This is a genomic window from Clostridium sp. OF09-36 (genome assembly GCF_003481985.1).
Lineage (GTDB): Bacteria > Bacillota > Clostridia > Lachnospirales > Lachnospiraceae > Brotaphodocola.
The window spans coordinates 74,893-100,953 of the sequence record NZ_QUMD01000011.1; the positions used below are offsets into that span (position 1 = coordinate 74,893).

At 50.2% G+C, this 26,061-nt stretch carries 24 protein-coding genes and 1 pseudogene; 2 read left to right on the plus strand and 23 right to left on the minus strand.

The features are described 5' to 3' along the window. Nucleotides 1–92: 92 nt before the first annotated feature. From DXA97_RS10520 to DXA97_RS10555, 8 genes are all read right to left on the minus strand, one after another. Nucleotides 93–1,709, minus strand: a complete 1,617-nt coding sequence (locus DXA97_RS10520) for an ABC transporter substrate-binding protein (protein ID WP_118719947.1) — start codon at nucleotides 1,707–1,709, stop codon at nucleotides 93–95. A gap of 442 nt (nucleotides 1,710–2,151) precedes the next feature. Further along, nucleotides 2,152–2,274: a hypothetical protein gene (locus DXA97_RS21570; RefSeq protein ID WP_279220306.1), complete on the minus strand. Its 123-nt coding sequence runs from the start codon at nucleotides 2,272–2,274 to the stop codon at nucleotides 2,152–2,154. 118 nt (nucleotides 2,275–2,392) lie between these two features. Further along, the gene (locus DXA97_RS10530) at nucleotides 2,393–3,568 is read right to left on the minus strand and encodes an ATP-binding protein (RefSeq protein WP_118719951.1); all 1,176 of its coding nucleotides are present in this window, start codon (nucleotides 3,566–3,568) and stop codon (nucleotides 2,393–2,395) included. Between the two features lie 131 nt (nucleotides 3,569–3,699). Beyond that, nucleotides 3,700–4,515, minus strand: a complete 816-nt coding sequence (locus tag DXA97_RS10535; RefSeq protein ID WP_118719953.1) for a hypothetical protein — start codon at nucleotides 4,513–4,515, stop codon at nucleotides 3,700–3,702. Next, nucleotides 4,515–5,141, minus strand: a complete 627-nt coding sequence (locus DXA97_RS10540; RefSeq protein ID WP_118719955.1) for a cytidylate kinase-like family protein — start codon at nucleotides 5,139–5,141, stop codon at nucleotides 4,515–4,517. Before DXA97_RS10540 ends, DXA97_RS10535 begins: the two co-directional genes overlap by 1 nt. Before the next feature lie 46 nt (nucleotides 5,142–5,187). After that, nucleotides 5,188–7,248 carry a hypothetical protein gene (locus DXA97_RS10545; protein WP_118719957.1) on the minus strand — a complete coding sequence of 687 codons (2,061 nt, stop codon included), beginning with the start codon at nucleotides 7,246–7,248 and terminating at the stop codon, nucleotides 5,188–5,190. 21 nt (nucleotides 7,249–7,269) lie between these two features. Continuing rightward, nucleotides 7,270–9,528 (minus strand): MMPL family transporter, encoded by a 2,259-nt coding sequence (locus DXA97_RS10550; protein WP_118719959.1) that lies wholly within the window; start codon nucleotides 9,526–9,528, stop codon nucleotides 7,270–7,272. A 39-nt stretch (nucleotides 9,529–9,567) separates the two neighbouring features. After that, nucleotides 9,568–10,425, minus strand: a complete 858-nt coding sequence (locus DXA97_RS10555) for a hypothetical protein (protein ID WP_147355562.1) — start codon at nucleotides 10,423–10,425, stop codon at nucleotides 9,568–9,570. 182 nt (nucleotides 10,426–10,607) lie between these two features. On the opposite strand from DXA97_RS10555, the gene DXA97_RS10560 reads away from it, so the two are divergent. Then, entirely contained in the window at nucleotides 10,608–11,201 is a 594-nt protein-coding gene (locus DXA97_RS10560) for a TetR family transcriptional regulator (protein ID WP_182431655.1), read from the plus strand. A gap of 72 nt (nucleotides 11,202–11,273) precedes the next feature. Here DXA97_RS10560 and glpK read toward each other — a convergent pair. Then, nucleotides 11,274–12,769 (minus strand): annotated as a pseudogene (gene glpK / locus DXA97_RS10565) (glycerol kinase GlpK). Between the two features lie 209 nt (nucleotides 12,770–12,978). Here glpK and DXA97_RS10570 point away from each other — a divergent pair. Then, nucleotides 12,979–13,206, plus strand: coding sequence for a hypothetical protein (locus DXA97_RS10570; protein ID WP_118719963.1), 228 nt, complete (start codon nucleotides 12,979–12,981; stop codon nucleotides 13,204–13,206). 63 nt (nucleotides 13,207–13,269) lie between these two features. Here DXA97_RS10570 and DXA97_RS10575 read toward each other — a convergent pair whose 3' ends face one another. From DXA97_RS10575 to larE, 14 genes are all read right to left on the minus strand, one after another. Continuing rightward, on the minus strand, nucleotides 13,270–13,722 hold the full coding sequence (locus tag DXA97_RS10575; RefSeq protein WP_118719965.1) for a hypothetical protein: 453 nt from the start codon (nucleotides 13,720–13,722) through the stop codon (nucleotides 13,270–13,272). Between the two features lie 358 nt (nucleotides 13,723–14,080). Beyond that, nucleotides 14,081–14,512, minus strand: a complete 432-nt coding sequence (locus DXA97_RS10580; RefSeq protein WP_347561558.1) for an Hsp20/alpha crystallin family protein — start codon at nucleotides 14,510–14,512, stop codon at nucleotides 14,081–14,083. A 127-nt stretch (nucleotides 14,513–14,639) separates the two neighbouring features. Then, nucleotides 14,640–15,104, minus strand: a complete 465-nt coding sequence (locus DXA97_RS10585) for an Hsp20/alpha crystallin family protein (RefSeq protein ID WP_118719967.1) — start codon at nucleotides 15,102–15,104, stop codon at nucleotides 14,640–14,642. A 384-nt stretch (nucleotides 15,105–15,488) separates the two neighbouring features. After that, nucleotides 15,489–16,259, minus strand: coding sequence for a class I SAM-dependent methyltransferase (locus DXA97_RS10595; RefSeq protein WP_118719970.1), 771 nt, complete (start codon nucleotides 16,257–16,259; stop codon nucleotides 15,489–15,491). Nucleotides 16,260–16,397: 138 nt separating this feature from the next. Next, nucleotides 16,398–16,658, minus strand: coding sequence for an ABC transporter ATP-binding protein (locus DXA97_RS20910; protein ID WP_243107631.1), 261 nt, complete (start codon nucleotides 16,656–16,658; stop codon nucleotides 16,398–16,400). After that, nucleotides 16,655–17,173 (minus strand): ATP-binding cassette domain-containing protein, encoded by a 519-nt coding sequence (locus DXA97_RS20915; protein WP_279221160.1) that lies wholly within the window; start codon nucleotides 17,171–17,173, stop codon nucleotides 16,655–16,657. The genes DXA97_RS20910 and DXA97_RS20915 overlap by 4 nt, the downstream gene beginning before the upstream one ends. 144 nt (nucleotides 17,174–17,317) lie before the next feature. Beyond that, nucleotides 17,318–18,370, minus strand: coding sequence for an ABC transporter ATP-binding protein (locus DXA97_RS10605; protein ID WP_118719972.1), 1,053 nt, complete (start codon nucleotides 18,368–18,370; stop codon nucleotides 17,318–17,320). A 115-nt stretch (nucleotides 18,371–18,485) separates the two neighbouring features. Next, the gene (locus DXA97_RS10610; RefSeq protein WP_182436863.1) at nucleotides 18,486–20,141 is read right to left on the minus strand and encodes an ABC transporter substrate-binding protein; all 1,656 of its coding nucleotides are present in this window, start codon (nucleotides 20,139–20,141) and stop codon (nucleotides 18,486–18,488) included. 172 nt (nucleotides 20,142–20,313) lie between these two features. Continuing rightward, nucleotides 20,314–21,126, minus strand: coding sequence for an ABC transporter permease (locus tag DXA97_RS10615; RefSeq protein WP_207666280.1), 813 nt, complete (start codon nucleotides 21,124–21,126; stop codon nucleotides 20,314–20,316). Further along, nucleotides 21,123–22,103, minus strand: a complete 981-nt coding sequence (locus tag DXA97_RS10620; RefSeq protein WP_118719976.1) for an ABC transporter permease — start codon at nucleotides 22,101–22,103, stop codon at nucleotides 21,123–21,125. The genes DXA97_RS10615 and DXA97_RS10620 overlap by 4 nt, the downstream gene beginning before the upstream one ends. A gap of 106 nt (nucleotides 22,104–22,209) precedes the next feature. Next, entirely contained in the window at nucleotides 22,210–23,001 is a 792-nt protein-coding gene (locus DXA97_RS10625) for a class I SAM-dependent methyltransferase (RefSeq protein ID WP_147353351.1), read from the minus strand. A 134-nt stretch (nucleotides 23,002–23,135) separates the two neighbouring features. Further along, entirely contained in the window at nucleotides 23,136–24,383 is a 1,248-nt protein-coding gene (gene larC / locus DXA97_RS10630) for a nickel pincer cofactor biosynthesis protein LarC (protein WP_118719980.1), read from the minus strand. Nucleotides 24,384–24,412: 29 nt separating this feature from the next. Further along, on the minus strand, nucleotides 24,413–25,174 hold the full coding sequence (gene larB / locus DXA97_RS10635; protein ID WP_118719982.1) for a nickel pincer cofactor biosynthesis protein LarB: 762 nt from the start codon (nucleotides 25,172–25,174) through the stop codon (nucleotides 24,413–24,415). Continuing rightward, nucleotides 25,171–25,920, minus strand: coding sequence for an ATP-dependent sacrificial sulfur transferase LarE (larE, locus tag DXA97_RS10640; RefSeq protein ID WP_118720010.1), 750 nt, complete (start codon nucleotides 25,918–25,920; stop codon nucleotides 25,171–25,173). The genes larB and larE overlap by 4 nt, the downstream gene beginning before the upstream one ends. Nucleotides 25,921–26,061: the final 141 nt, after the last annotated feature.

Here is a 26,061-nt window from a genome sequence, read left to right on the forward strand (position 1 = left end):
GCATTTTATTTTCTCCTACATGCGAACAGAGGAACTGCCAAAATGCGCAGCCCCTCTGTTTCTCTAAACATTTTTAATTGTTGCCGCAATAATTACTGAATATCAGCATTCTTCCAGAACATACGGAAGGTCGCATCCATCTCAAATCCGGTGATATGCGGATTTAACAGATAGAACTTGGTCTCATTGTAGAGAGGAGTGGTTGCCCAGTCTTCTCTGGTCATGATATGCTCTGCTTTTTTGTAGATTTCCTGACGCTCTGCCTCATCGGTGGTTGCAATACCCTCATCCATGAGTTTATCGAACTCGGCATTGTGCCAGAAGCTGGAGTTGGTGTCAGTCTTGGTCATCGGGTACAGCATGCTCTCCGGATCAGAGTAATCTACATACCAGTTGGAAATACCGCAGTCAACACCGCCGTTCTTCTTCATATCGGACCATGCCGCAGAGTCAACCTGTTCAACCTCTACATTGATGCCTGCTGCCTTTGCCTGCTGCTGGAATGCGGTTGCGATTGCTACGTTGCCCTGATATTTGGTGTTTACGGTTACACGAAGGTCAATGCCATTCGGATATCCTGCCTCTGCAAGAAGGGATTTTGCCTGCTCCGGATCGTACTCGAACTCCGGAAGGCTGTCATCATGACCGATGATACCAGCCGGAATGTAAGAGGTCGGAACGGTTGCAGTGCCGTGAAGGATGCTATCGCAGATAGCCTTACGGTCGATGGAAAGCGCAATGGCCTCTCTTACCTTCGGATCGTCATAGGTCTTGCTGTTTACAGTCAGGCTGTAGCAGCCAGTCGGCTGGAAGCCATGCATCTGATCTTTCAGATCCGGGTTGCTGGAGTATACCGGGTAGATGGACGGATCAACATCTACATAGTCTACATTGCCCTTCTGATACTCAAGGACCTGGGTGTTAACATCCTCGATGAACTTGTAGTCCAGACCGGACAGTGCAACTGCACCATCATGGTAGTCATCGAAACGGGAAAGGGTTGCGCCGACACCGCTCTGGTAGCTGTCAAGCTTGAATGCACCGGTACCGATCAGGGTGGTCATACCCCAGTTATCGCCAGCTGCCTCACATGCCTCCTGCGGATAGATTGCGCAGTATGCGGTAGACAGAACGGAAAGGAACGGTGCGTACGGTTTCTTTAACTGAATGGTAAAGTGGGTATCGTCCTGAACCTCGATACCGGACAGCTCATCTGCGGTACCGGCGCTCATCTCGTCGTAACCAACCACATTCTCAAGCAGGGTTGCCATCTTTGCCATTTTGATCAGACGCTCGTAAGAATACTTAACATCGGAAGCCTTCAGAGTCGTTCCATCATGGAATTTTACATCCGGAAGCAGCTCAAAGCTGTAGGTCATGTTGTCATCGGAGATGGTCGGCATAGCTGCCAGAAGAGTTGGCTCCAGTCCATTCTCAGTGGTGGTCAGCAGAGACTCCGTAATGTTGTCGGTAATTTTCATTACAATGCTGTAGGTATACTGCTGCGGATCCAGTGCTACCTGCGGATCTACTGCTGCAATGCGTACAACCTTGTCACCACTTTCCGTGGTTGCTGCTTCGGTGCTCTCGCCTGCTGCTGCAGAAGTTTCTGCTGCGGAAGTGCTTGCGGAATTGTTAGAACCACCGCATGCAGTGAGGGACGCTGCAAGCACACAGCTCAGGACAATTCCTGCCAGTGTCTTTTTCATGTTTGTTTCCTTCTTTCCTCGTTTTCGCTTTATGCTTCTTTTGTGATACCGAATTCTATGATGAGTTTCAGATTTCCCAGCCGAAACCGCTGTCCGGACACCGTGACAAAAAAGGGACGTATACCGAGACCAATCTTTCTCCGATAATACGTCCCTGATTTTTTGCAATATCCGGTTTGACAATTTTTTATATCATCTGCCACATTAATTCGGTAAAATCTTAAAGCTATGGTCATTATAACGATGTATTTATGTAAATGCAAGAGGGAATTTTAATTTCCACTCATTTCTTATATGTTTTCCGTGTGATACGGTCGTTTTCTCTTTTTGTCCGCGTGTCGCGGTCATTCTTCCATCGTTGATAGACAGTTTGTCAGGATCACTTTGGGTCATGGCAGAAAAAAAGAATCCGAAATAGTCCGGATTCTTTTCTCTGTACAGCTTATTCTTCGTCATCTTCCTCTGCTACAATGGCACCGATGGTGCCTAACATACTGGTTACCACTGCTACAACAACAAACAATACCAGCAGCAGAATACAGCCAAGAAAAATCATAATATCCATTTGTAAACGCCTCCCGTTCTTTATTTTACCTTCCTGCACAATGCTTTTGTAATAACCTGCCCACACTCATAATTATCCCAAGTATAACACAGGTCATACCGCAAGTAAAGAGGACCGTTTAATCGTCTGCAGCGTCTGAGCAGCACGGTTTTGCAGTCTCCGGTTCCCGGTCATAGGTATCCAGAAAATGATGGCGCACGCCGCCCTGCTTGTAGGCTACGACCGTATCCAGATTGACATTCTCCACGCTTTTAAAGATATTGCTCTCCACGAACGGATTCTTCTCTTTTAAGGTTCGGATCAGCTCCTTGACTTCCACGCGTTTGGACTGGTTTTCCTCATTATTGCAGGTGGTGCAGGTGTCGGTGAACTTGCAGGCACACTGGATGAAATGCAGGTTGTTATAATCTCTCCACGCCTTGATATCATCCTCGCGTACCAGATACAGCGGGCGGATGAGCTCCATGCCCTCGAAGTTGGTACTGTGGAGCTTCGGCATCATGGTCTGAACCTGGGCGCCGTAAAGCATTCCCATAAGGATTGTCTCAATAACGTCGTCGTAGTGGTGTCCCAATGCGATCTTATTGCAGCCCAGCTGCTTTGCAAAGGTATAAAGGTGTCCGCGGCGCATACGAGCGCACAGATAGCACGGAGATTTTTCGATGGTGTAGACTGCATCGAAGATATCCGACTCGAAAATCTCAATCGGAATCTTTAACTTTCTGGCATTCTCTTCGATGACCTGGCGGTTCTCCGGACTGTAGCCCGGATCCATAACCAGGAATTTCACCTCAAACGGGAACTTGTTGTGCTTCTTTAATTCCTGGAACAGCTTGGCCATCAGCATGGAATCTTTTCCTCCTGAGATACAGACCGCAATGCGGTCTCCCTCCTTCACCAGCTCATACTGGTTGATGGCTTTTGCAAATTTGCTGAAAATGTTCTTGTGAAATTTTTTGCGCAGACTCTTCTCGACAGAGTCGCAGATCTCATCTGCCTCCTGTTTTTTTATCTCAGCCATAAGCCAGGCAAGGTAACCGCCCTTTAAGCTGACTGCGTCATAGCCCTGTCCGCAGAGCATATCCGCCACATCACGGCTCACGCGTCCGCGGCTGCAGCAGATGATGAGCTTTTTCTCCTTTTCTTCCGGCGGATTTTCCTCCAGTTCTTCCGCAGAACTGGCAATGGCGCCCCTGATGGCACCATGGTTGATCTCCTCCGTGCTGCGGATATCGTAAAGCACATAGGTGTCCGGAGAAAGGGCGTTAAATTCTTCTATGGTAAGTTCGTTCATATTCTACTCCTGTTTTGTTGCTAAGCTGCAAAAACAGACGCCTGCGCCTGCAGCCGTCTGCTTTCTTTGTTGCGCACATTCATCATACAGGAAACGCACGCAAAACTCAATATCCTATTTGCAATCCGGTTTTACTCGGTCCCGGCACTTACCACATCCGATCCGTTTTCCTCGTTTTCCGCTGCGGCCACTGTCCATATCTCCGAGGTCACCCACTCACTCTTATTATGGCTGCTCTGGCGCACAGTACGGACACGGAATTGGTATTCGCCCGGTTCGGTCATCTGGGAAGAAAAATCGTAGTGGTTCTTGTATACCGAACGCATGATGCCGGTGTCGATGCCGTTTCTGACCAGCTGAATCTGATAGTAACGGGCGGATTTCTCCGTATTCCAGGATGCCGTGCCCGGATGAGCGCTGTCCCAGCCGAAGCCGGCAGACGAAGATGCCGCATTCTGCGCCAGAGAAATGGCGGAACGATTATCAAGCTTTGACTTCTTATCGTAAATTAGCTTTACCCGCAGCGTCAGCATTGTGTTTTTTTCCGAGCGCTTTGCGCTGACAAACTGAACCTTGTCATAGCGGTTCTTTGACGAAGTTGCCAGGTTTAAGCGGAACGCATCAGAAGAAGCGCTGGCAAAATACCACTGATCTTCGTCTGCCACTGCCAGAGTCACTTCTATCTCCGGCGGATTGCTGTCACTGAAATCATCGGAATCCTCGTTTACAACCTCTGTATCACTGATGTAGTAGCGGTCTGTATTCGCGCCATCCACAGTAACAGAATAAGAATTTCCATCCGCACCAATGCCGAGGTCAGAATCAAACACAAGATCCATTTTGCCGACCTTACGCTTATCCGATGCCGCATAGCTGGTGCAGACCGCTCCCACAGATAAGATGAGCGCGGCCATGCTTAGCAGCAGCCGTTTTGTTGTCTGTTTCATCACGCTTTTGCATCTCCTTCCTGCTTCCGTTCATAAAGACTGCAGATCAGATCCACACAGGTATCCAGGCCAAGCTCCGCACTGTTTAAGGTGACATCATAGCTGGCACCGGCACCCCAGCGTTTCCCGGTATAGCATTCATAGTAATTCCGGCGACTCTTGTCAGTCTTTTTGATCAGCGTAATGGCCTCATCCCGGGTGATCCTGCGTCTTTCCATAAGACACGCGATCCGGACATTCATGTCTGCATAGATAAATACGGAAGTCACGCCCGGCTGCTCCCGCAGCACATAATCGGCACAGCGGCCAATGAACACACAGGACTCCTTCTCTGCCAGCTGCCGGATGACCTCCGACTGCAGGTTAAATACCATGTCATTGATGGCAATGCCTCTTCCGGTCTTATCATTCTGCATCTGACGCGGCACAGAGTAAAGAAATGGATTCGGCCGCTTCTCCTCCGCTTCCGCAAGAATATCCTGATCCAGTTCTCCGTAATTGCAGGCCATCTCGATCAGCTGCCTGTCATAGCATTGGATTCCAAGGCGTTTTGCCACCTCCATGCCAATCTCACTGCCGCCGCTTCCGATCTGACGGCCTATGGTTATGATTCGGTTTCCTTTCATATGCTTCTAAACCCCCTGTCCATTTTTCCTTTTATCTACAGCTTTTCTATCTGTTCCGGAAGATTTCCACAAATGCTTTCCACATCTTCACGATCACGATCCAGATCCGGCGCAGCGGGCTCTGGCTTGCTGCCTCAGTCTCCGCATCCAGAACCTCATCATCATCATCCAGGCTGATCTCTGCGGTGCGCAGGATGATCTGCACGGATTCCGGCTCCTGATTCTCATCGGATGTGAAGGATACCTTCTCCGCCTTCGGATCCATGTTCAGAAAACGGGTATCTCCGTCTAAGTCATCCCATTCCTTATCGATGGCCTCCTTCATGGTCACGCCTGCATGGCGGATGGAAGCGGTGCTGTCCAGCACGCTTAAGCTCTTATCCAGAAGCTCCAGGGTACCGCGGATGCTGTCGCGGGTGGCAGCGTCCAGATTGTCACTGCTGCTCTTTAAGGTATTCTGCACGATGGCTGCCGTGCTCAGGCTCGTGTTCAGTGTCTCGGTGGTCCGGTTCATCAGTTCCTCGGAGTCATCCAGTGTTGCCTGCAGATCCGGGTAGTAGCTGTCCATGGAATCGTACAGAGCCGCGGTGTCCTCGGTAAGCATCTCCAGGCTGTCGGTCAGCTCAGAGGAATATTTGGCTGCATCTGCCACATCGCCCAAAAGACCGGAAAGCTCAGAAGCCAGTTTGCTGCTGGCTGCGGACAATTTCTCCAGTGCTGCCTTCTTCGTCATCAGAGTCTGCAGCAGCTCCGGCTGGTTCAGGGTGATGCCGCCTGCCACACCAGATACACTGCCGGTGCTTCCGGCATTGTTCGGGGAGGCAACACGGTCATCGTAAAGATCGACCTCCCAGTCTTCATCCATATAATAGTCATCATCCACATTCTGAAGGCTGACACCCATGGTTCCAAGAGCCGTTACATAAGCCTGCTCGCTGGCCTGCAGCGTTGCGTCCAGCGCAATGATCTGCTGCATCAGCGAATTCAGCGGAGAAACCTGGCCGGACATATCTTCCGCCCCACTCTTGATTCCCTTCAGTGCACTGTGCAGCTTATTTAACGGATCCTGCATCTCGCGCACCGTGTTTACGATATCGCCCAGGCTGTCATGCGCTACATCTGCCGCCTCTTTGGCGGTCTCGATATGCGGGATCATCGCTTCCAGCTGATCCGAGACAGCGCTTAAGGTCTCAAGCGCACGGTCATTGCCTGCCAGAATACTGTCTTTTGAACCGCTCCAGGTCTGTCTTGCGCTCTCCGCAGAGTTCATGCCGTTCTGTAAAGAATGGATGCCGTCCCGCATGGCCTCAACAGACAAAGCCATCTGCTGCATGCTGTCGTGCATCTGATCACCGCTCTCTTTCCAGGTATCCTTTGCCTCCTTTAAGTCGGTCACGTGCTCTAAATCACTGCCGGTTAACGGAGTCATGGCCATGAACACGCCGCTGGTCTCAAAGCTGTCGGTGCCGATGCGGACGGTGAAGTCTCCATCCTCACCCGGAAGCGCCGTAAACACAACGGCGCTGTTGCCGCCGATGGTCTGCTTCTGAGCGCCGTCTGCTTCCAGGCTGTAACAGTCATTGGTATCCACCATAACTGCTACAGCCAGAACAAAGTTGTTCTTATAATATTCATTCACATCCGCGCTGTCGTTAAACTTCGCGTCAATGTGGATCTCAATGAGTCCGGAAGCGCCTGCCAGCTCGTCTGCGTTTTTCGGCACACCGTTCAGCTTATAGGAAACATCAAAATTCCATGGGAGTGCCACCTTCTTCGCATCCAGCTCACCTTTATAATAGAAGCGTCCCCTGTAATCCGGCGACACGTTCCAGGTTACCTTGTTTCCCTCAATGACCGGCTCCGTATAATCGGACATATTGGTCACCGCTGTGTAATTGCCATAATCGGTGAACGTGGTCTGGCCATTCAGATCACAGCCCTTCACCACATTGACCCGGTCTACGTTTCCATAGTAATCCAGGTTTACATACATATTTTCATCCACAGCCACAGATGCCTGGCCGGCAAGCACCGGCAGAACCGTGCCGGTACATGCCATAACTGCCGCCAGCCCCATGACACCCAGTCTCTGATATCTTTTCTTCATGACATTCTCCTCCTGCTGCCCTTATTTCTCTTTCCTGTGTTCTTCCAGCTTCGTCCGGATCTGCTCTGCCCGCTCATGGAACTGCTGCCTTCTGGTCACATAGCGCTCGCGGATTCTTCTTCTGGAGCCTTTCCATTTTTTCTCAATGACCAGTCCGTCGGTCAGCACCAGAAGTGCCGGAAGCAGCGTCAGTACCAGGATCAGACTCAGGAAGCCTCCTCGTCCGATCAGATGTCCCAGATCTCCAATGGCCGCCGTCGTAGAAATCAGATATACAATATATCCTGCCAGGGTGATAATGCCGCCGGATGTAAAAATAGAGGAACAGGACCGGGTCACCGCCTCAATGCAGGCCTCCTTCTTCGAAAGTGTTGCACGCTTCGCGATATAATTGTTGGTAAGCAGGATTGAATAGTCTACCGTCGCACCCATCTGGATACTGCTGACAATAATGTAGCCCATGTAGATCATATCCACGCCCTGCACATACGGAACCGCCATGTTAATGAAGATGGCAACTTCAATCGGGATCATGACCACGATTGGGATCAGCACTGACTTAAAGCTGAAGGCTACAACCAGGAATACGCCCAGCAGTGTCAGCAGATTTACCCGGGCGTTATCGTCCGTAATTGTTTCCTTTATATCCTGGGTAGACGGTGTCTCTCCGACCACGTACGAATGCTCCGGATAATATTTCTTCATGAGATCCCGGATCTGATCCGTATATTCGAAGGATTTGTCACTCTCGCCCTTGGTTCTTATGTATAAAAGCATCCGTGCCGTGTCCTTCGTGTGAAGCTGGCTGACGGTAGAATCCGGAAGGAAATCCTCCGGTATGCCCTCCGGCAGTGTGTTGGCCATGGAAGTTACACTCTTTACATATGGAAGATCTTCCAGTTCATCGGACAGCCTCTTTTCTGCCACCGGGTCCGTGTTCGGATAGATCAGAAGCATCATGTTGCTTCGGCCGAACTTTGCGGTGATCTCCTGGTCATCCGCATATACCTGAGTTCCCGGAGCACCGCCCACAGCGCTGTTTCCGTACTGAAAATTGTTCATCTGCTGAGCCACATAAGCAGGCGGGGTAATGAGAAGCACTGCCGCCAGAACCAGATAACGGATGCGGTACACGCCCCTTCCAAGCCTTGTAAAGTCCGGAAAGAAGGAACGGTGCTTGGTCTTATCATTCCATCTGGTAAATTTCAGGATCATGGCCGGCATGAACAGTACCACCGTCAGCAGACTGAATATGATACCCTTTGCCAGAACCAGTCCCATATCAAAGCCAATGTTGAATTTCATGGTAACTAACGCCAGAAAACCGACTACGGTAGTCAGGCTGCTGGCAAAAATGGAGTTGATCGCTTCCTCAACTGCCTTGACGATTGCTTCCTCCTCCGAAAGTCCGGTATCACGCCAGTTCATGTAGGCATCCAGCAGGAAAATGGAATAGTCCATGGAGGTCGCCAGCTGTAAAATGATGGCTACATTATCGGTCAGAAAGGAAATCGTACCGATGAATATATTGGTTCCCTTATTCAAAAGTACTGCCACACCCATAACCAGCAAAAACAGGATCGGCTCTGTCCATGCAGTGGTCGCCAGACAAAGTACCACAAAAATCATGATGACCGCGACCACCAGGATCTTGTTCATCTCCTCATGGGTAGTCTGGATCAGGGATTTGTTCTGCACTGCCATACCGACATAACAGCCCTTGTCTCCGGTGATGGCTTTCATCTCATCGATAGCTGTCTCGGTCTTCGGGGAATCTGATTCCTCATCAAAAGTGATATCCATAACCGCACAGCGGTCTTTGTAGTAGTCTTTGATATCATCCATATTGATGAAATCTTCTCCTGCATAGACATTGACCGTGGTGTCGCACCAGAGGACCTGATCCACACCGTCAATGGCCTGGATCTTATCTTTATATTGCTTCGCCTCGTACAGGCTTACATCCTTTAGCATCAGCCGGGCTGTTCCCGGATATCCAAACTCCTTCTTCATCACATCCAGTCCCATGCTGGACTGGGCCGTGGAAGGAACATATTTTGTCAGATCGTAGTTTACATTCACAAACAGCATGGCTACCGCACTGAAAATACAGCCCGCAATGAACAGCGACTCGATCCAGGCACGCTTTTCAATGATAAAACGCGCCAGGCGAATGGTAAAGCCGGTATCCTCCGTGCCTTTCTTCTGCTGCTCTTCCACTCCCCTTTTGTGGGGCAGATGCGCTTTCAATTTCTCTTTCAGAGATTTTTTGTCTTTCATATCTGATCTCTGCTCCTCTTTCCCTTTTTCTTTTCATTTCTACCGCATCAGGATCACCATAAAATAGTGTTCTCCGTCTTTCTCCGCATGCGCCATGCCGATACGCCGGTAATACTCCAGGGAATCTTTCCGTTTTCCGCTGGAATCGTATTTGTCCTGAGTCTTGCCGATGAGCTTGTCAAAGGCGTCATCCGCATCCTCCCGCCCCCGCAGGTAAAGTTCCCGGCAGCTGGAATTTTTCCGGTAGGAAATTTTTTCCAGGTAATTCTTTAAGGTTCCCTCACCGGGAATCGCATCACCGCTGTAGCCATTGACCAGAGCCGCTTCCAGACGGTAAGCTGCTGCCTGATTCAGCTTTTCATCCATGAGGAATCCGGCATAACGGTCGTACTGCGTCTTTTCATCACCACTGTAGTCTTCTTCCCGGTCCGGGTATTCCTCAAAATACAGATCCCGCTTCTCGTCATTTAGCTGATCGAACAAGAACTGTGTTTCCTCATCGTAACAGAACACCGGATAAGCACCGCCGCCGGTATTCGGTACCCACTGGGCAGTCTTTAAAGAGCCGTTCCAGTTAAATTTATAAAGGGCATTGTCAAACTGGAGATCCTGCCGGTTCCTGCTTCCGTCTGGCAGGAGATAATACCAGTCGTCCCCCTCCTTTATCCAGTTTGCGCGAGCCGTTTCTGTTTCTTCTGAATCGATTACTGTTGTCGTTCCATATACAGACGCCGGCTTTGTCTCTGCCACAGCACCACTTCCTGCCTCAATGGTAGAAGCAGCCGCCAGCACCGGCACCGGGTAAGACAGCAGCATGAGTCCTGCCGCCAAAAATGCGACACCTATAGGAGTCGTTAAGAACCCCTTGTTTTTGTGCAATTTATCTCGATAATCCATAGAAACCTCCTGAATTCCGCTTCATTTTCTTGCATTATTATCTATGTATATGTTAAAATACACAAGTATCAGTTTTATTTGGAATGTTCATAATGAAACATCTTTTTTAGATTTGTCCAGAATTATACATTATGAACCCGTTCTGTTTTTCATGCGCAAATTCATCAATCACGGAGGTTATCATGGCACAGTCTACATCCCGGAAAACCAGCATTACCGCACGCCGCACCTATGCGCTTTTAAAGGGTGCTCTCTTTTCCCAGCTTGCAGCCCTGCCCTTTGAACAGCTCACACTGACCGACATCTGCAATACCGCGTTGATTTCCCGGTCTACGTTTTACCGCTATTTTGAGGATAAATATGACCTGCTCCATTACTGCCTTGGCTCCATGGTAGATGAGCTTGGCCTGGATGAAGATGTCATGTATTTCATCAACCGTTCTTCCGTGCGGGATTTCTTGCTGATCCTGCTGCGTCTTATCGGCGAGAACCGGATTCTGTACCAGAAAATCTACCGTGCCAATCAGGATGGTGACCTGATGCGCATCATCCGCACCGGCCTCATCCGCATTATGAATGATAAAATTCAGGCTGCTGAACAAAAGGGCTACCGCTTGAAGCTTCCTGCCCCTATATTCACCAGCCTGATGACAGATTTCTATTTTAATATTGTACAATGCTATCTCGATCAGGAAGAACCCTGTGATCCGGACAGCTTTGTCGACAGTGTATGCCTGTTTATTGAACGCGACTTTTTTGCACCGCCGGAGTCCTGAGCCTTTTGCCCAGCGCTCCGGTGTTTTTTATCGCCAAATTGCACTTCCGACAGCCTGATCCTGTTGTGGCACTCAGCGTTCCCGCGCCCAGCCGTATGCGTAGCGCACTGCTTTCTCCCACCCGCGGACCATGGTCCTGCGGGTCTTTTCATCCAGCTCCGGCATAAAGATCCGGTCTGTTTCCTGATTTTCCTTAACTTCCTCCTGATTCTTCCAGTAACCGACGGCCAGACCTGCCAGATAGGCCGCACCCATGGCTGTTGTTTCCACACAGGCCGGGCGTCTGACCGGTGCCTGGATGAAGTCTGCCTGGGTCTGCATCAGGAAATTGTTTGCACTGGCTCCGCCATCTACCTTCAGGGAAGTCAGGTCAATACCGGAATCCGCTTTCATGGCCACCAGTACGTCGTGTACCTGGTAGGCGATAGACTCCAGCGTGGCCCGGATGATGTGGTATTTGTTCACGCCCCGGGTAATACCCACAATAGTTCCTCTGGCGTACTGATCCCAATGCGGCGCCCCAAGGCCGGTGAAGGCCGGAACCACGTAGCAGCCGTTGGTATCCTTCACTTTTTTTGCCATATACTCGGAATCCTCTGCCGAATCGATCAGCCGCAGCTCATCCCGCAGCCACTGGACCGCCGCCCCGGCTACGAAGATGGAACCCTCCAGCGCATAATTTACCCTTCCGTCCAGTCCCCAGGCAATGGTGGTGACCAGCCCATTTCGGGAGAATACCGGCTTTTCTCCGGTATTCATGAGCAGGAAACAGCCTGTTCCATAGGTATTCTTCGCTTCACCCGCCTCAAAACAGGTCTGACCGAACAGTGCCGCCTGCTGGTCACCTGCAGCCCCGGCAATGGGAATGGCTCCGCCAGATAAGAAGGATCTGTCTCTCCGTATACGCAGCTTGACGGCTTTGGCTCCGGCAGCATGCATTTCGGAATGTCCAGAATCTTTAAGATTTCATCATCCCACTGCAGCGTATTGATATTGAACAGCATCGTGCGGGAAGCATTGGAATAATCGGTTACATGTACCGCGCCCCTGGTCAGCTTCCAGATCAGCCAGGTTTCCACGGTGCCAAACAAAAGCTCACCCTTTTCCGCACGTTCCCTTGCTCCCGGCACATGATCTAACAGCCATTTGATCTTGGTAGCGGAAAAATACGCGTCAATAACAAGTCCCGTTTTCTTCCGGAAGCTGTCCATATAGCCCTGTTCCTTCAGGGAATCACAATAGGCTGCGGTGCGGCGACACTGCCAGACAATGGCGTGGGCAATGGGTTCTCCGGTCTCCTTATCCCATACAATGGTGGTTTCTCTCTGATTGGTGATACCGATTGCCGCAATGTCTGCTGCTTCTGCGCCGATGCGGCTCATGGCCTCCACGGCCACCCCCAGCATGCTGGCCCAGATCTCATCCGCGTCATGCTCCACCCAGCCCGGCTGCGGAAAATACTGGTGAAATTCCCGCTGCGCCATGCTGCAGATCTCGCCCTTTTTATTGAAAAGAATACAGCGGTTGCTGGTTGTCCCCGCGTCCAGTGCCATAATATAATCTGCCATGATTGGTTCCCCCTTTATATGAGATTTTGTCTGATCATTACTCTATTATCCTTAAAACTCAACGATAAAGCTGTTTCCCAGTTTATTTTCTTTCTTGCATCATACCATTTTTTTACGTACTCGTACAGTTGATTTGTTGCAAAATATTTCTTTTTTTCTCATTTTATCAGAATTTTATTGTTTTTATGAACATTTTGTGAATTTAAGCTTTGTTCTTTATACTAGGCACATCAAACAAAGATCAGGACAGACAGAATGAAAACAATAACGGAAATGGCGCGCCAGATGGCAAAGAAGTGCCGGACGGCAAGGGCGGACCGGATGACAACGGCGGTGAAGGCAGCGCAAACGTCACCATCAAAAAGAGGGACGGAACGGTAATAAAAAAAGGAAGCAGCTGCTATACCATTACGGTAGATTCCTACAGTGCTTCCTGAAGCATATAATGTTATTTGGCAGATCTGAACATTCACTGTACAGACCTGCCAAACGTTTTCCTCTTAGTCTACTTTTTCAACAGAAAGGATTTTTCCGGTGAAGGCATCCACGGTATTTACCGTACCGGTATAGGTTACCATCACGGTATCACCATCCTTTACACTGTCTAACCCCTGCGGCTTCTCATTCTGATCAAAGCTGAAGCCGTAATCCTGACCATCAAATGTGATGGTAAACATGAAATCCTTGATATCGCTGATCGTGCCTGTCATGCTTGCTTCTTCCTGATCTGCGGCAGAATCTGCCTTAGATTCCTCTGAATCCTTTGCTTCATCTGTGTTCAGACTCTCAGCAGCGGCTGTGCTTTCTGCCTTTGTGGTCTCCTGCTGTGTTGTCTCTGCCACTGCAGCCGTTGTCTCACCTGCTGTAGCAGACGGGGTATTTTTTGAAGAACAAGCTGCTGCAAATACCATGACCATTGCGGTACTCATCATAATCAATACTCTTTTTTTCATTTTAACCAACCTTTCTTTTTCAGCAGACGGAATCTGTTTTTCCTCGATCTGAAAACATTTCCGGCTGCTGATGCATATGCGATCTGTAACTGTGTCTATCTCTACAGCCACTCCTATTGAACAATAAAATTGTGTCCAAATTGTCATCGTTTTATGAAGAAAGGAAACTTTTTTCTTAAGATTCCAAATGCAGATATGGGACAGCAACCGGACGCTGGCTTTTACAAGCACGCAAAAAGTCCACGGACCAGCACATTTACTGGCCCGTGGACTTTTTATTCACTTTCTCTCATGCGGTTCTGCTGCCATCTCAGCCTGCTTACGCATCAGCCTTCAATGGTAACATATTTCTTGGTTTCTACAGCCGGTTTTGCTCCTTCTTCGGAACAAACAGCTTCAGCATACCATGCTTGAACTCTGCCTTGATGTCCTGCTCGGTCACATCTTCACCAACGTAGAAGGAACGCTGGCACGCACCGGCATAACGTTCACGGCGGATATACTTACCGGTTTCTTTCTCCTGCTCATCCTTATCAAGTCCCTTAGCGGCACTGATGGTTAAATAGCCATCCTTCAGTTCTGCGGTGACTTCCTCTTTCGTGAATCCCGGAAGATCGATCTCCAGCTCATAGCCGCCTTCCAGCTCTTTGATATCGGTTTTCATAACGTTCTTGGCGTTGTGACCATATAGTTTCTTCTCAACGTTGTTCTCTGCGCTGTTATCGAAGAACGGGAAGCCTCTCATAAATTCATCAAACATATCCTCACCAAAAATACTCGGCATTAACATAAGTCATCTCTCCTTTATCTATCTAAAATTTACTTATTATCAAATTCAGTCTTCTATAATTATGGCTGCGGTTTCTTCCCCGGCCAGGCAGCCTTACTGTTTTCCGGGGAAGTTTCAGTCATTTGTATTAGCCTTCAATGGCTACGTATTTTTTATTTTCTACCTTCGGCTGTGCTTCCTTCTTCGGAACAAACAGTTTCAGGATGCCGTGCTTGAACTCGGCCTTGATATCCTGCTCAGTGATGTCTTCACCAACGTAGAAGGAACGCTGGCACGCACCGGCATAACGCTCGCGGCGGATGTACTTACCGGTTTCTTTCTCCTGCTCGTCCTTATCAAGTCCCTTGGATGCGCTGATGGTTAAGTAACCATCCTTCAGCTCTGCGGTGATCTCGTCTTTGGTGAATCCTGGAAGATCCATCTCCAGCTCATAGCCACCTTCCAGTTCCTTAATGTCGGTCTTCATCATGTTCTTTGCATGACGTCCGTAAAGTTTTTTCTCTATCTTATTTCCAGCGTTCTCATCGAAGAATGGAAAATCTCTCATAAAATCATCAAACATATCCTCACCAAAAATACTCGGCATTAACATAAGTCATCTCTCCTTTTCTATCTATGCTTTTCTATGCTTAACCTTGTTTCTTTGGAACCAGGATCTTTCAGGGATCTCCGGGAACCTCTTTCTTTGTTCCCTCTGTATCCCTTTCCTTTGTTCTACATGTACTATAGCACGCATTGTTAGCACTGTCAATAGTTGAGTGCTAATTTTTTTGTGAAGATTTTGTGAACGCCGCAATGCTGGTTCCGAAGCACAATACACCGGCAATGCCACACCGGCTTCTTTCAGCCAGATTTTTCCCTGTGCTTTTCGCATACTGCCGGATTGCAAATGTTTTTCCCGTCTGTCATGCACCCGTGATCAAAAGCGCTTTCTTTTGTGTTGAAATTTTCTCCGCTTTTCCAAATAAATATCCCCCTATTTCGTCCGTTTTTTCACCGCCCGCAGCATATACAGCGGTGTTGCGGCGTAAAAGAACTTCTCGCGTTCGCTCCAGAGTTCTTTCGTGACATCCCGCACAAAGGAGATATCGGTACACGGGAGCTGTCTGAGCACGCCCATGTCGAAATCCGGGCGCTGCGCGTTTCCGAATACCCGGTAATTTTCCGGCTCCAGTTCACTGTCGATGTATTCGTAGGAACCGTCATGGGTATAGCCCCTTCCGTATTTTTCCAGACCTTCGCGCTCGCGGCGGATCGCCTCGTCCCGCACCGGTCCCAGCTGATACGGCAGATGCCAGTTGGCATCGAAGATCAGGAGCACACCGCCCGGTTTTAAGACCCGCAGCCACTCCCCGTATACCTTCAGATGCTCTCTTATGATGTGGGTCACATTCCGGCTGACCAGCAGATCAAAGGTATCGTCTGGAAATGGCAGGGCACCGAAATCTCCCTTCAAAAGCTCCGGTGATACCCTGTAATGTTCCGCATTTTTTCTGGCGTGCTCCAGCATTCCTTCGGAACCGTCAATGCCCGTCACCTGGTGTCCGGCCTTTGATAACAGGACAGAAAAAAAGCCCGGACCGCATCCGGCATCCAGAATCCGGAGCGGACGGCTGTCCGGTGCCTGGGACTCAATCAGTTCCAGCCATTTTTTCGGACGGTCCGTGGCAAATTCCTCCTCAACATAATTGTTATAATTATCAGACCGGACGGTCCAGTCTTTGTTGATCTGTTCCTGTGTTAACATTACAAAATTTCCTTTCTGTAAATATCTTCGGATATCTTCCTTTTTCTAATATCTTCCATTCCTGCAATTCGAAATGAATACGCAGGTAATTAGCAATTCCTACACTTTCTGCCCTATTAATTTACACCGTTATTGCCATTACACAGACAGCACCGAATCGATCAGTTTTTTCGTATACGGCTGTCTGGGGTTTTGGATCACCTGCGCAGTCTCCCCTTCTTCTACAACCCTTCCCTTATAAAGAACATAAAGCCGGTCGCAAAAGCTGCTGACCAGTGCGAGATCGTGAGAAATAAATAAAATTGAGAGTTGCTGATTCTGCCGGATCTCATTCAAAAGCGCTATGATCTGCGCCTGCACAGACACATCCAGCGCAGAGGTCGCTTCATCACAGATCAAAAGCTTTGGGGTTTGTGCAAGCGCCCGCGCGATCGCGGCACGCTGGCATTCCCCGCCGCTGACCTGTCCCGGGTAAAGGCCGAGAAAGCTTTCATCCAGCTGACACTGCAAAGCAGCCGCCCAGCCTCTTCCCTGCGTGCTTTTTTGTCCGGCATGACCAACTTTAGGGCTTCGCAAATGCTTTCCCCCAGTGTTAAGCGCGGATCAAACGAGCTTCTCGGCTCTTGAAAGATCATCTTTATGTTCCGGTAAGCCGCACGCAGGGCAGCTCCCTTTGCTGTAGTCAGCTCCGTTCCGCACAGCTTTACTGAACCGCTGTCCGGCAAGACCAGGCGGGTAACAATGCGTGCCAGAGTCGACTTTCCAGAACCGCTCTCTCCGACAATTCCAACACACTCGCCCGGTCTCACAGTAAGGGAAATGTCGTTGACTGCACAAAACCGCCTGCCGCCATGCTCATGAAATGTTTTTGTGATATGTGATACTTCCAGTATCGGCTGCATGTCTGACTGCAAAATTATCACCTCCCGAATCGTCCATGTTGCTGGCCACGCACGTGCACGGCAATGGTCTTCCTTACCTGTAAATCCTGGCTGGCAAGTGTTGCTGGCCACGCACACACGCCCGGCAGCATCCCAATTGCTGCGCGCCCAAAGAAACTATCCACATGCGCCTGCCGTCTTCATAAGTTTTGGAACTGCTGCCAGCAGTTCCCGGGTGTACGGATGCTTCGGATGTTTCAAAACCTCTTCCCTGGTACCGCACTCCACGATCTGCCCATCTTTCATCACCACGATCCGGTCTGCCATCTTCGCAGCGACTCCCATATTATGCGTGATCAGAAGAATGGCCGTTTTATATTGCCGGCGCAGCTCCAGCAGTTCTTTAATCACCTGTGCCTGTACGGTAACATCCAGTGCACTGGTCGGCTCGTCAGCCAGAAGAACATCTGGCTTTAGAACCATCGCTAATGCGATCGCTACCCGCTGATTCATACCACCAGACAGCTGCACCGGGCAGCTGTCGAGAATCCGGTCGGGATCTGAAAATTCCATTTGTTCCAGAAGCAATTTTGCCTGCTTTCTCGCATCCGCTTTTCGCACGCTTTTGTCATGTGCATGCATGGCATCGTAAAACTGCCGCCAGATTTTGCGGGTAGGATCGAGCGATACGCCCGGCTCCTGAAACACGACGCCGATTCCGGTACCCCGGATGCTGCAAAGCCCGCCGGTTCCAAACCGCCTTTTTCTCCGGTTCCAAAGTCGTCTGTCCGCAGTCCGGCAGGCTTCTTTCCCTGCTGAAAAATGATCTGCAGATCCAGAAGCGTTTGTTCTCCGAAGTTTCCGGGCAGCTGACTCACACAAACTCTCTCCCCGAAACAGCACCCTTCCCTCCGTGACCATCACCCGGTCCTGAAGTTGAAGGATTGACTGAAACAGCGTGCTCTTCCCCGATCCGCTTTCCCCGATCACGCAGACAATTTCCGCAGCATGCAGCGAAAGGCTGATTCCCTGCAGAACAGAATCGGAACCATCTGCATAGCGCACTGACAGATTTTTTAATTCCAGCAATGCATTTTGTTCAGGCCAGCTTTCCTGCTCCGGCTGCATTACACATTCTGGCTGCGCTTCCTGCTCCGGCTGCATTACACATTCCGGCTGCACATCCTGCTCCAACGGTCTTGCACACTTCAGCTGCATTTTCTGCTCCACCAAATCCCCTCCTCTCCACTGGCATCTGCTTTTCCTTTTCCAGCAAGGCAACCTTACTCTGTTTCATCATAATCCACGGATACACGGACCTGCCTGACACAAACCATTCCTTTCGCTACTTCACGCAGGTCTGCGCCGTAATATGATAATAATCCACCGGTGACTGCTCCAGTCCCTCAACCGTATCCTTCATCGCCATATACATATTTAAATGAAACATATTGCAATAGGAGTTATCAGCCAGCACGGTCTTGTCGATCTGCTTTGCAAGCTCCGCACGCCTGCCAGTATCAAATTCCACGGCAAGTTCTCCAAGCAGGGCATCGACCTCTGCATTGGAATATCTACCAAAATTGTTGGTACCGTCCGTTCCGTAGCTGTTCATCAGATAAGAATACGGATCACCAGTCGGAAGCGTTACCTCTGCGTATACACTTAAATCAAAGGTTCCTGCATGGCCGCGGTCTTCGGTGCTGTCTAACTGCTCTACACTTGCCTCAATGCCAAGCTGGCTTAAAGCAGACTGCAGCGCCTGACTGCTCTGCGGCAGACCGGTTCGTCCATAGGTAATGATCTGGAGAGAAACTTTTTCTCCGTCTTTGTCCAGAATTCCATCTCCATCCGAGTCCCTGTAACCATGTTCCTCCAACAGTTTTTTTGCGCCCTCCATATCGAAATCCGGGACGTTGGCCAGAGATGCTTCATCGCTGAATGCCGTGACCGCCGGAAACGTGGTTTTCGTCGGAGTTCCCGCTCCGTTTACCAGCACCTTCGCGTAATTTTCACGGTCCACTGCCATGCAGACGGCTTTCCGGAATACAGGGTCGCCCGTAAATTCATGTTCCAGATTAAAATAAATCTTGTATACACGGGAGGTTGCAGCCTGGGAAATCTTGAAGCCCTTTGTACCGTCAAACAGGTCGCGTGCATCGTAAGACAAACCGTAGCAGGCATCCAGTTCCCCTTTCTGCAGTGCCATACTGGAAGCATCCAGATCATTGATGGCGCGGATCGTCACATGCTTGCTTGCCGGTCTTCCACCCCAGTAATCATCAAAAGCATCCAGTTCCATGCGCTGGTTTTCAACATATTCCACCAGCTTAAATGGTCCGGTTCCTATTGTTGCGTTGCCCGCATCATCCAGGCTTTTCACATCCACAATGCCGGAATATGGGTCGCACAGACAGTTCGGCAAAACCGGATTCGGCGTGTTGGTTGTGATTTTTAATGTATTGCCCTCTGCGTCGATGGATGCGATATTCAATTCCTGCGCCGCACGGCTCTGCATGGAGCAGGTCCGTAACAGAGAGGCCTTTACCGCTTCCGCATCCACGGGATTTCCACTCTGGAAAAGTACCCCGTCGCGCAGTTCAATAGTCCAGGCCAGTCCATCGTCTGAAACGGAATACTCCTTTACCAGATTTTTTTCCACATTTAAATTTTCATCGAACCGGAATAATGATTCCATGACACCGGTACGCATGCCGACCCAGGCATACGCTCCCGAAGCCGGGTCAACATTGCCGACATAATCACCGAAGACAAAATTGCTGCGTGTGTCTGTGCCAGCCTCCAAATTGCTGGACGCATTCGCATCTTTTTTTCCAGCAGAACCTTCCGGAGCGCCTGCTGCAGCGCCCGGGGTCTTCCCGTTCATGGTTGCTGCATTCGATCCAGCTTCACTTCCAACGCCCCCAGCCGTTTTACTGCCACATGCTGTCAGCGTCAGAACCGCCAGCATGATCAGACATGCAATTGTTGTTTTTTTCATTTCTACTCTCCTTTTCATTCTATCTGAAATCCCAAACTCTCCGATTTCCTGTTTCACTTCCAAATTGCCGGTGTCCATCTGTTTTCATATCTGCCCTTGTCTCCATATATCTGTCTGCAACCTTCCCAACATCTGTTGCGGCCTTTCACAGCAACAATCGTACAACTTGTCTCTACCGGCCCGGGTCCAGCACATCCCGCACGCTGTCTCCCAGCAGGTTAAACAGAATCGTGACCAGAAAAATCGCAAGCGCCGGATACAAAACAATCCACGGACACTGCTGCATCAGACTGCGTCCTTCCGAAAGCATGCTGCCCCACTCCGCGGTGGAGGAGCCGAGTCCGAGAAAGCTCAGTCCGGAAATACTCAGCATAGCACTGCTCAAATGCAGCGTTCCGGTCACAACGACTGGCCGGATGGCATTGGGAAATACATGCCGCAGCAAAATAGACCCACTGCTCTGGCCATTTAAGATTTCCGCCTTGACATAATTTTCCTGCCGGATGGAAAGCACATAGCTGCGTGTCAGGCGTGCATACTGCGTCCAGCCCGTTGCCGCTAATGCAAAAATCCCGTTTTTCAGCCCTGGCCCTAACATCCCTGCTACTGCGATCGATAACACAATGCCCGGAAATGCAAGGAAAATATCGACAACCCGCATCAGGATTTCATCTGCGATGCCGCCTGCATACCCGCTGACCATCCCTATAGTACAACCAATAAACATAGATAATACTACGATCAAAAGCGAAGCAAAGATGGAGCTGTACGCTCCTGCCAGAATCCGGGATAAAATGCATCGTCCCAGTCCATCTGTCCCCATCGGATATTCCGCATCCGGCGGATGTTTTGCCGCAAGCAAATCTACCAGTTCCGCATCGTGCGGAGCCAGACGCGCCGAAACCAGACTAAATAAACAAAGTGCAAGAAACAAGAGCAGGTAAACCATCATTTTTCTTTTTGCCCAGGTTTTTGAATGCTTCATGCCCCCTCCTCCATTCCGGCGTTAATCCGCGGATCCATATAAAAATAGAAGAAATCTGTCAACAGATTGATGAGCAGATAGATCACACTCATCCAGACAACAAACGCCTGGATGACCGGGTAATCGCGGGAAGTAACCGCACTGGTTACCATATATCCCATTCCCGGCAGGGAAAAGATCACTTCAATGGCGGCCGTTCCTCCTAAAAGAGAACCCACCGACATGGACAATAACGTCAAAATTGTTGTCATGGCATTGCGCAGCACATAAGAAAACAGTACAATTCCCGGAGCCAGGCCCCGGGAATACGCGCCATCCACATAAGATTTTCTCAATTGCTCCAGCACGGCTGCCCGCACCTGCCGGATATATTTTCCGGTCATAGGAATCGCCAGCGCCAGCGTCGGAAGCACCAGACTGTCCCAGGAACCTGTAGAAAGGATCGGGAACCAATCCAGCTTCAGCGCCAGAACATACAAAAGCAGCAGTGACACAATGTAGTTGGGCAGGCTGTTGCCGATAAAACTCAGAAAACGAATGCTGATATCTACCGGTTTTCCCTGTTTCACAGCAGTCAGGACACCAAGCGGAAGCGAAAAAAGAACCGTCACAAGCACCGATGCCGCCGTCAGTTTCAAGGTATTCGGCAGCGCGGACAACAATTTCCCAGCCACCGGAGCACCATCCAGATACGATACTCCCATATCGCCGCGGACAAAGCAAGAGAGCCAGTCCACATACTGAACCAGAAATGGACGGTCTAAGCCAAGCTGATGCCGCATTGCTTCTACGACCTCCGGAGCCGGTGCCGTGCCCTGCCCCTGGAGCATCATCTCGACCGGATCCTTCGGAGAAAGATACATCAGACCGTATGTCAGAAATGTCACACCGAGCAGTACCGGAATGAGCGCAATGATCCGTCTCAGCGCATATCCGCATGCAGGATGTTTTTCCCGTACACTGTGTAAAACTGACATAGCCATTCCCCCTTTCCCGGCAATTTCTCCTATCTTTCATCGTCCCAGTACAATCGGACCTCTTCCTGCTGCCATGCATGCCTGTGTGCACGCAGCAAAATTCCGTCTAGGTTTCTGGTTTTTCCGCACAGATCATAAACGTATGGATCGGATGGTCTCGCTCCCAGTCCAGCGGATCCTGCACCCCCGGTCCAATATCGTCAATCACCTTTATAATCTGCATTCCCAGCCTTTCTAACACAGCCCTGTCCCATTCCGGTCTTTTTTCTTTGGAAAGAGGAAGGGAATATGCCGTCTGCTCCAGCTCCAGAATCCGCGATTTCGGAAGATTTCCGGCATAATTGTGCACCGGATACTTCGCGCGGAAAGCCTGCTCTGCTGCCTTTTTCTGCGCACGGAGTTCATCGTCGTAAAGATACAGATACCAGTTGGCATCAAAATAAACCATACGGCCGCCCGGTGCAAGAACACGCGCCCATTCCGAAAGCGCCTGCTCCGGGTACTCCAGGTTCCAGACCACATTGCGGCTGACGATCAAGTCAAAGCTGTTATCTTCAAACGGAAGAAATTCTCCCCGGTGAAGGACAAACTTTGCCTTTGCACCATAGCTTTCAGCATTTTGTTTCGCATGCGCAAGCATCTCTCCGGTCACATCGACCGCAGTCACCTCATGCCCGGCAAGCGCCAGATTAATGGCAAAAAAGCCTGGGCCTGTTCCAATATCCAGCACGCGCAGGCATTCTTTTTGTGGTCCATGGGAAAGAATCAGCTCCCTCCATGCCTGCCTCCGCCAGTCATTCATCTCCGCAATATTCTGCGCACTGTAGCTTTGCGCACGGTCCGTCCAATAAGACGTCAGCGTATCCAAAATTTCATCCTGATTCATCTGTTCCTGCACGATTCCTGTTCTCCCGATCTCCTGACAGCTTTGCTGCCATTTTGTTTTTGCGGCTGCTTCTGCTGCCTTCCTTCTTTCGGGCTGCTTTCTGCCGTTTCATTCCCGCGGCTGCTTCCCACAGCTGCATCCCTGTTTTATAAAACCTGCTTCTTCACTTCAGCAAGAGACATCCCCTGCTCTCTGGCGATCCGTGCCAGATCCTCATACTCATATTTCTCCCGCTTTACCCCATAACCGGAAGAAATTTTCTTCTGGACATCTCCGTATGGTGTATGTACGGTCTCAAAGCTGCGCTGTAACGTGTAGCGGCTGCAGCTGTGCTCCCGCACGCCGATCGTTGTCGTATTTTTAAAGATCACCTGCACCAGTTTTTGCTTCTGGTCCTCATGGCACAGTACACTCAACAGCGTACCCGGTCTGGATTTTTTCATGCCAACCGGCACCGTGTAAACCTCCAGCGCACCAGCTGCCAGAATGGTTTCCATGGCAAAACTAAGTTCTTCCGCAGTCATGTCATCCACGTTGCATTCCAGCTGTGCAACCGTATCGCCGGCATCCTCTGTCTCACCAAGAATCGCGCGGACGCAGTTTGCCACCTCAAAATCTTTCTTACCCATGCCGTAGCCGATTGCCTCGGTGCGCATCACCGGCATATCGCCAAAGCGGGTTGCAAAATGCTTTAAGAGCGCAGCACCGGTCGGTGTGCAAAGCTCACCCTTTACTGCTCCGCCGTAAATCGGCACTCCATTTAAAATGTACGCGGTAGCCGGAGCCGGAACTGGTAAAATGCCATGGGCACAGCGTACCTGTCCGCTTCCCACATGAACCGGGGAAACGATGACCTGATCCGGGGCGATGCGGTTCATCAGCAGACAAGCCGCCGTGATGTCTGCAATGGCATCCATGGTACCCACCTCGTGGAAGTGGATCTCCGTTACCGGAACTCCGTGCGCATGACTCTCCGCCTCAGCGATCAGACCATAGACTGCCATAACATCCTGTTTCACCTGCTCTGGAAGATTCAGATGGTCGCACACAATGTGCCCGATGTCATGGAGACTGCTGTGGTGATGATGGTGTGCGTGATCATGTGTATGCTCATGAGTATGGTCGTGATCATGTGCATGGCCTTCGTGCATATGCTCATGATCGTGGTGGTGGAACATCTCCTCCGACTCTTCCTCTCCATGCACCTTCACGCTCATATGGGTTCCGCCAATACCGCACTTGCTCATCGGCTCCTTCACAAACTCCACACCCGGGATTCCCAGACCGTTTAATTCCGCTACCACAGCATCTGGATCTGGCACCAGCTCTAACAGTGCAGCAGTCAGCATATCGCCCGCAGCACCCATGTTACACTGTAAATATAATGTTTTCATCTATTTCTTCTCCGTTCTTTAACTACTCTTTATTTTTTCGCCTCAGCCATATGATTGATCATGCTTGCCAGGTATCCGGCGCCAAAACCATTATCGATATTTACCACCGATACCCCGCTGGCACAGGAATTCAGCATCGATAACAGTGCAGAAACGCCGCCAAAGGACGCACCATATCCGATGCTGGTCGGCACGGCAATGACCGGACAATCTGCCAGGCCTCCGATCACACTGGCGAGTGCTCCCTCCATTCCAGCAATGGCAATGATCACCGATGCACTCATGATATCATCCATATGCGCTAACAGGCGGTGAAGTCCGGCCACGCCTACATCGTACAGACGCACAACCTCATTTCCATGTGCTTCCGCAGTCAGTGCAGCCTCCTCAGCTACCGGAATGTCCGAGGTTCCTGCTGTTGCCACCACGATTTTTCCCATGCCGTCTGCTGCCGGGAACTGTCCGATCGTACCAATCTTTGCATCCTTCCGGTAATCCAGCTGAGGATAAGTTTTTTGGATTTCTTCTGCCTTTTCCGGTGAAAGCCGGGTGATCAGGATGGTCTGCACCTCATGCTCCAGCATTGCTCCGATAATTCCGATCATCTGCTCCGGTGTCTTTCCGGCTCCGTAGATCACCTCTGCGGCACCCTGGCGAATTCCACGGTGCAGGTCTACTTTGGCATAACCGATATCCTCAAATGGCTCCTTTTTGATGGCAAGGAGCGCATCATCAACCGAAAGTTCACCGTTTTTCACGGCCTCTAATGTTTTTCTGATCTCACTATTCATCCGCGAACCTCCAGGTCCAGAAGCACTGCCGGATAGCTTTTCTTAAGCTCTGCCAGAATCTCTTCGCGCTTTTCCATTACAAGCGGAAGCTGGGCGGCAGGAACCTGCAATCTTGCCGCACCGTTTGGCATCATGCGCACACGGAAATCGCTGAAGCCAAGGGAGAACATGAAATTCTCTGCTGCCTCGGTCTTCTGAAGCTTCTCCGCCGTAATCTCGCAGCCGGTCGGGATACGGGTTGCCAGACATGCATAAGACGGTTTGTCCCAGGTGAAAAGACCACCCTCTTTGGAAAGCTGGCGGATCTCAGATTTTACCAGACCGCACTCTCTAAGCGGAGACTTTACCTGCAGCTCCTGCAATGCTTTCATGCCCGGGCGGTCTCCCGCATCGTCAGAAGCATTGGTTCCGTCCAGCAATACCGTATAACCATCCTCTGCAGCTGCCTTCATGATCATGTTAAAGATGACCTTCTTGCAATAATAGCAACGGTTAGATGGATTGGAAACTACCAGCGGGTCAGACATCACATCGGCACGCAGCACACGGACCGGAGCCTTTAACTGCTCTGCCAAACGCATTGCGTCATCCATCTCAAACTGCGGCTGGAACAGAGCCTTTACATAGTACGCTTTCACATCTGCCCCATATTTCATAGCTGCATAAAGTAAGTAAGAAGAATCCACACCGCCGGAAAAAGCAAGTGCCACCTTCGGGTTTTCTTTGAAAAACTCCTGTAAGTCCATCGTATCCAGTCCTCTCTTTCTCAAAAAATAATAAAGGAAGGCAAGCGGCTTCTCCTGGAAAAGCCGTATGCCTTCCTGTGCATACATTCTTCAAAAAATACGTCGTAAAATCAAACACCATTCAGAAGCTTCTGCCTCTGT

Bases quoted from the DNA above. Each gene is read 5' to 3' on its own strand.
- DXA97_RS10585 (WP_118719967.1), bottom strand. From the start codon at position 15,104: ATGTTAATGCCGAGTATTTTTGGTGAGGATATGTTTGATGATTTTATG.
- larB (WP_118719982.1), bottom strand. From the start codon at position 25,174: ATGAATAGTGAGATCAGAAAAACATTAGAGGCCGTGAAAAACGGTGAA.
- DXA97_RS10575 (WP_118719965.1), bottom strand. From the start codon at position 13,722: ATGAAAAAAAGAGTATTGATTATGATGAGTACCGCAATGGTCATGGTA.
- DXA97_RS10540 (WP_118719955.1), bottom strand. From the start codon at position 5,141: ATGAAAGGAAACCGAATCATAACCATAGGCCGTCAGATCGGAAGCGGC.
- DXA97_RS10610 (WP_182436863.1), bottom strand. From the start codon at position 20,141: ATGAAAAAAACAACAATTGCATGTCTGATCATGCTGGCGGTTCTGACG.
- DXA97_RS10535 (WP_118719953.1), bottom strand. From the start codon at position 4,515: ATGAAACAGACAACAAAACGGCTGCTGCTAAGCATGGCCGCGCTCATC.
- DXA97_RS10545 (WP_118719957.1), bottom strand. From the start codon at position 7,248: ATGAAGAAAAGATATCAGAGACTGGGTGTCATGGGGCTGGCGGCAGTT.
- DXA97_RS10580 (WP_347561558.1), bottom strand. From the start codon at position 14,512: ATGTTAATGCCGAGTATTTTTGGTGAGGATATGTTTGATGAATTTATG.
- DXA97_RS10595 (WP_118719970.1), bottom strand. From the start codon at position 16,259: ATGTTAACACAGGAACAGATCAACAAAGACTGGACCGTCCGGTCTGAT.
- DXA97_RS10550 (WP_118719959.1), bottom strand. From the start codon at position 9,528: ATGAAAGACAAAAAATCTCTGAAAGAGAAATTGAAAGCGCATCTGCCC.
- DXA97_RS10615 (WP_207666280.1), bottom strand. From the start codon at position 21,126: ATGAAGCATTCAAAAACCTGGGCAAAAAGAAAAATGATGGTTTACCTG.
- DXA97_RS10620 (WP_118719976.1), bottom strand. From the start codon at position 22,103: ATGTCAGTTTTACACAGTGTACGGGAAAAACATCCTGCATGCGGATAT.
- larC (WP_118719980.1), bottom strand. From the start codon at position 24,383: ATGAAAACATTATATTTACAGTGTAACATGGGTGCTGCGGGCGATATG.
- DXA97_RS10560 (WP_182431655.1), top strand. From the start codon at position 10,608: ATGGCACAGTCTACATCCCGGAAAACCAGCATTACCGCACGCCGCACC.
- DXA97_RS10520 (WP_118719947.1), bottom strand. From the start codon at position 1,709: ATGAAAAAGACACTGGCAGGAATTGTCCTGAGCTGTGTGCTTGCAGCG.
- DXA97_RS21570 (WP_279220306.1), bottom strand. From the start codon at position 2,274: ATGGATATTATGATTTTTCTTGGCTGTATTCTGCTGCTGGTATTGTTT.
- DXA97_RS10555 (WP_147355562.1), bottom strand. From the start codon at position 10,425: ATGGATTATCGAGATAAATTGCACAAAAACAAGGGGTTCTTAACGACT.
- DXA97_RS10530 (WP_118719951.1), bottom strand. From the start codon at position 3,568: ATGAACGAACTTACCATAGAAGAATTTAACGCCCTTTCTCCGGACACC.
- larE (WP_118720010.1), bottom strand. From the start codon at position 25,920: ATGGACTTACAGGAGTTTTTCAAAGAAAACCCGAAGGTGGCACTTGCT.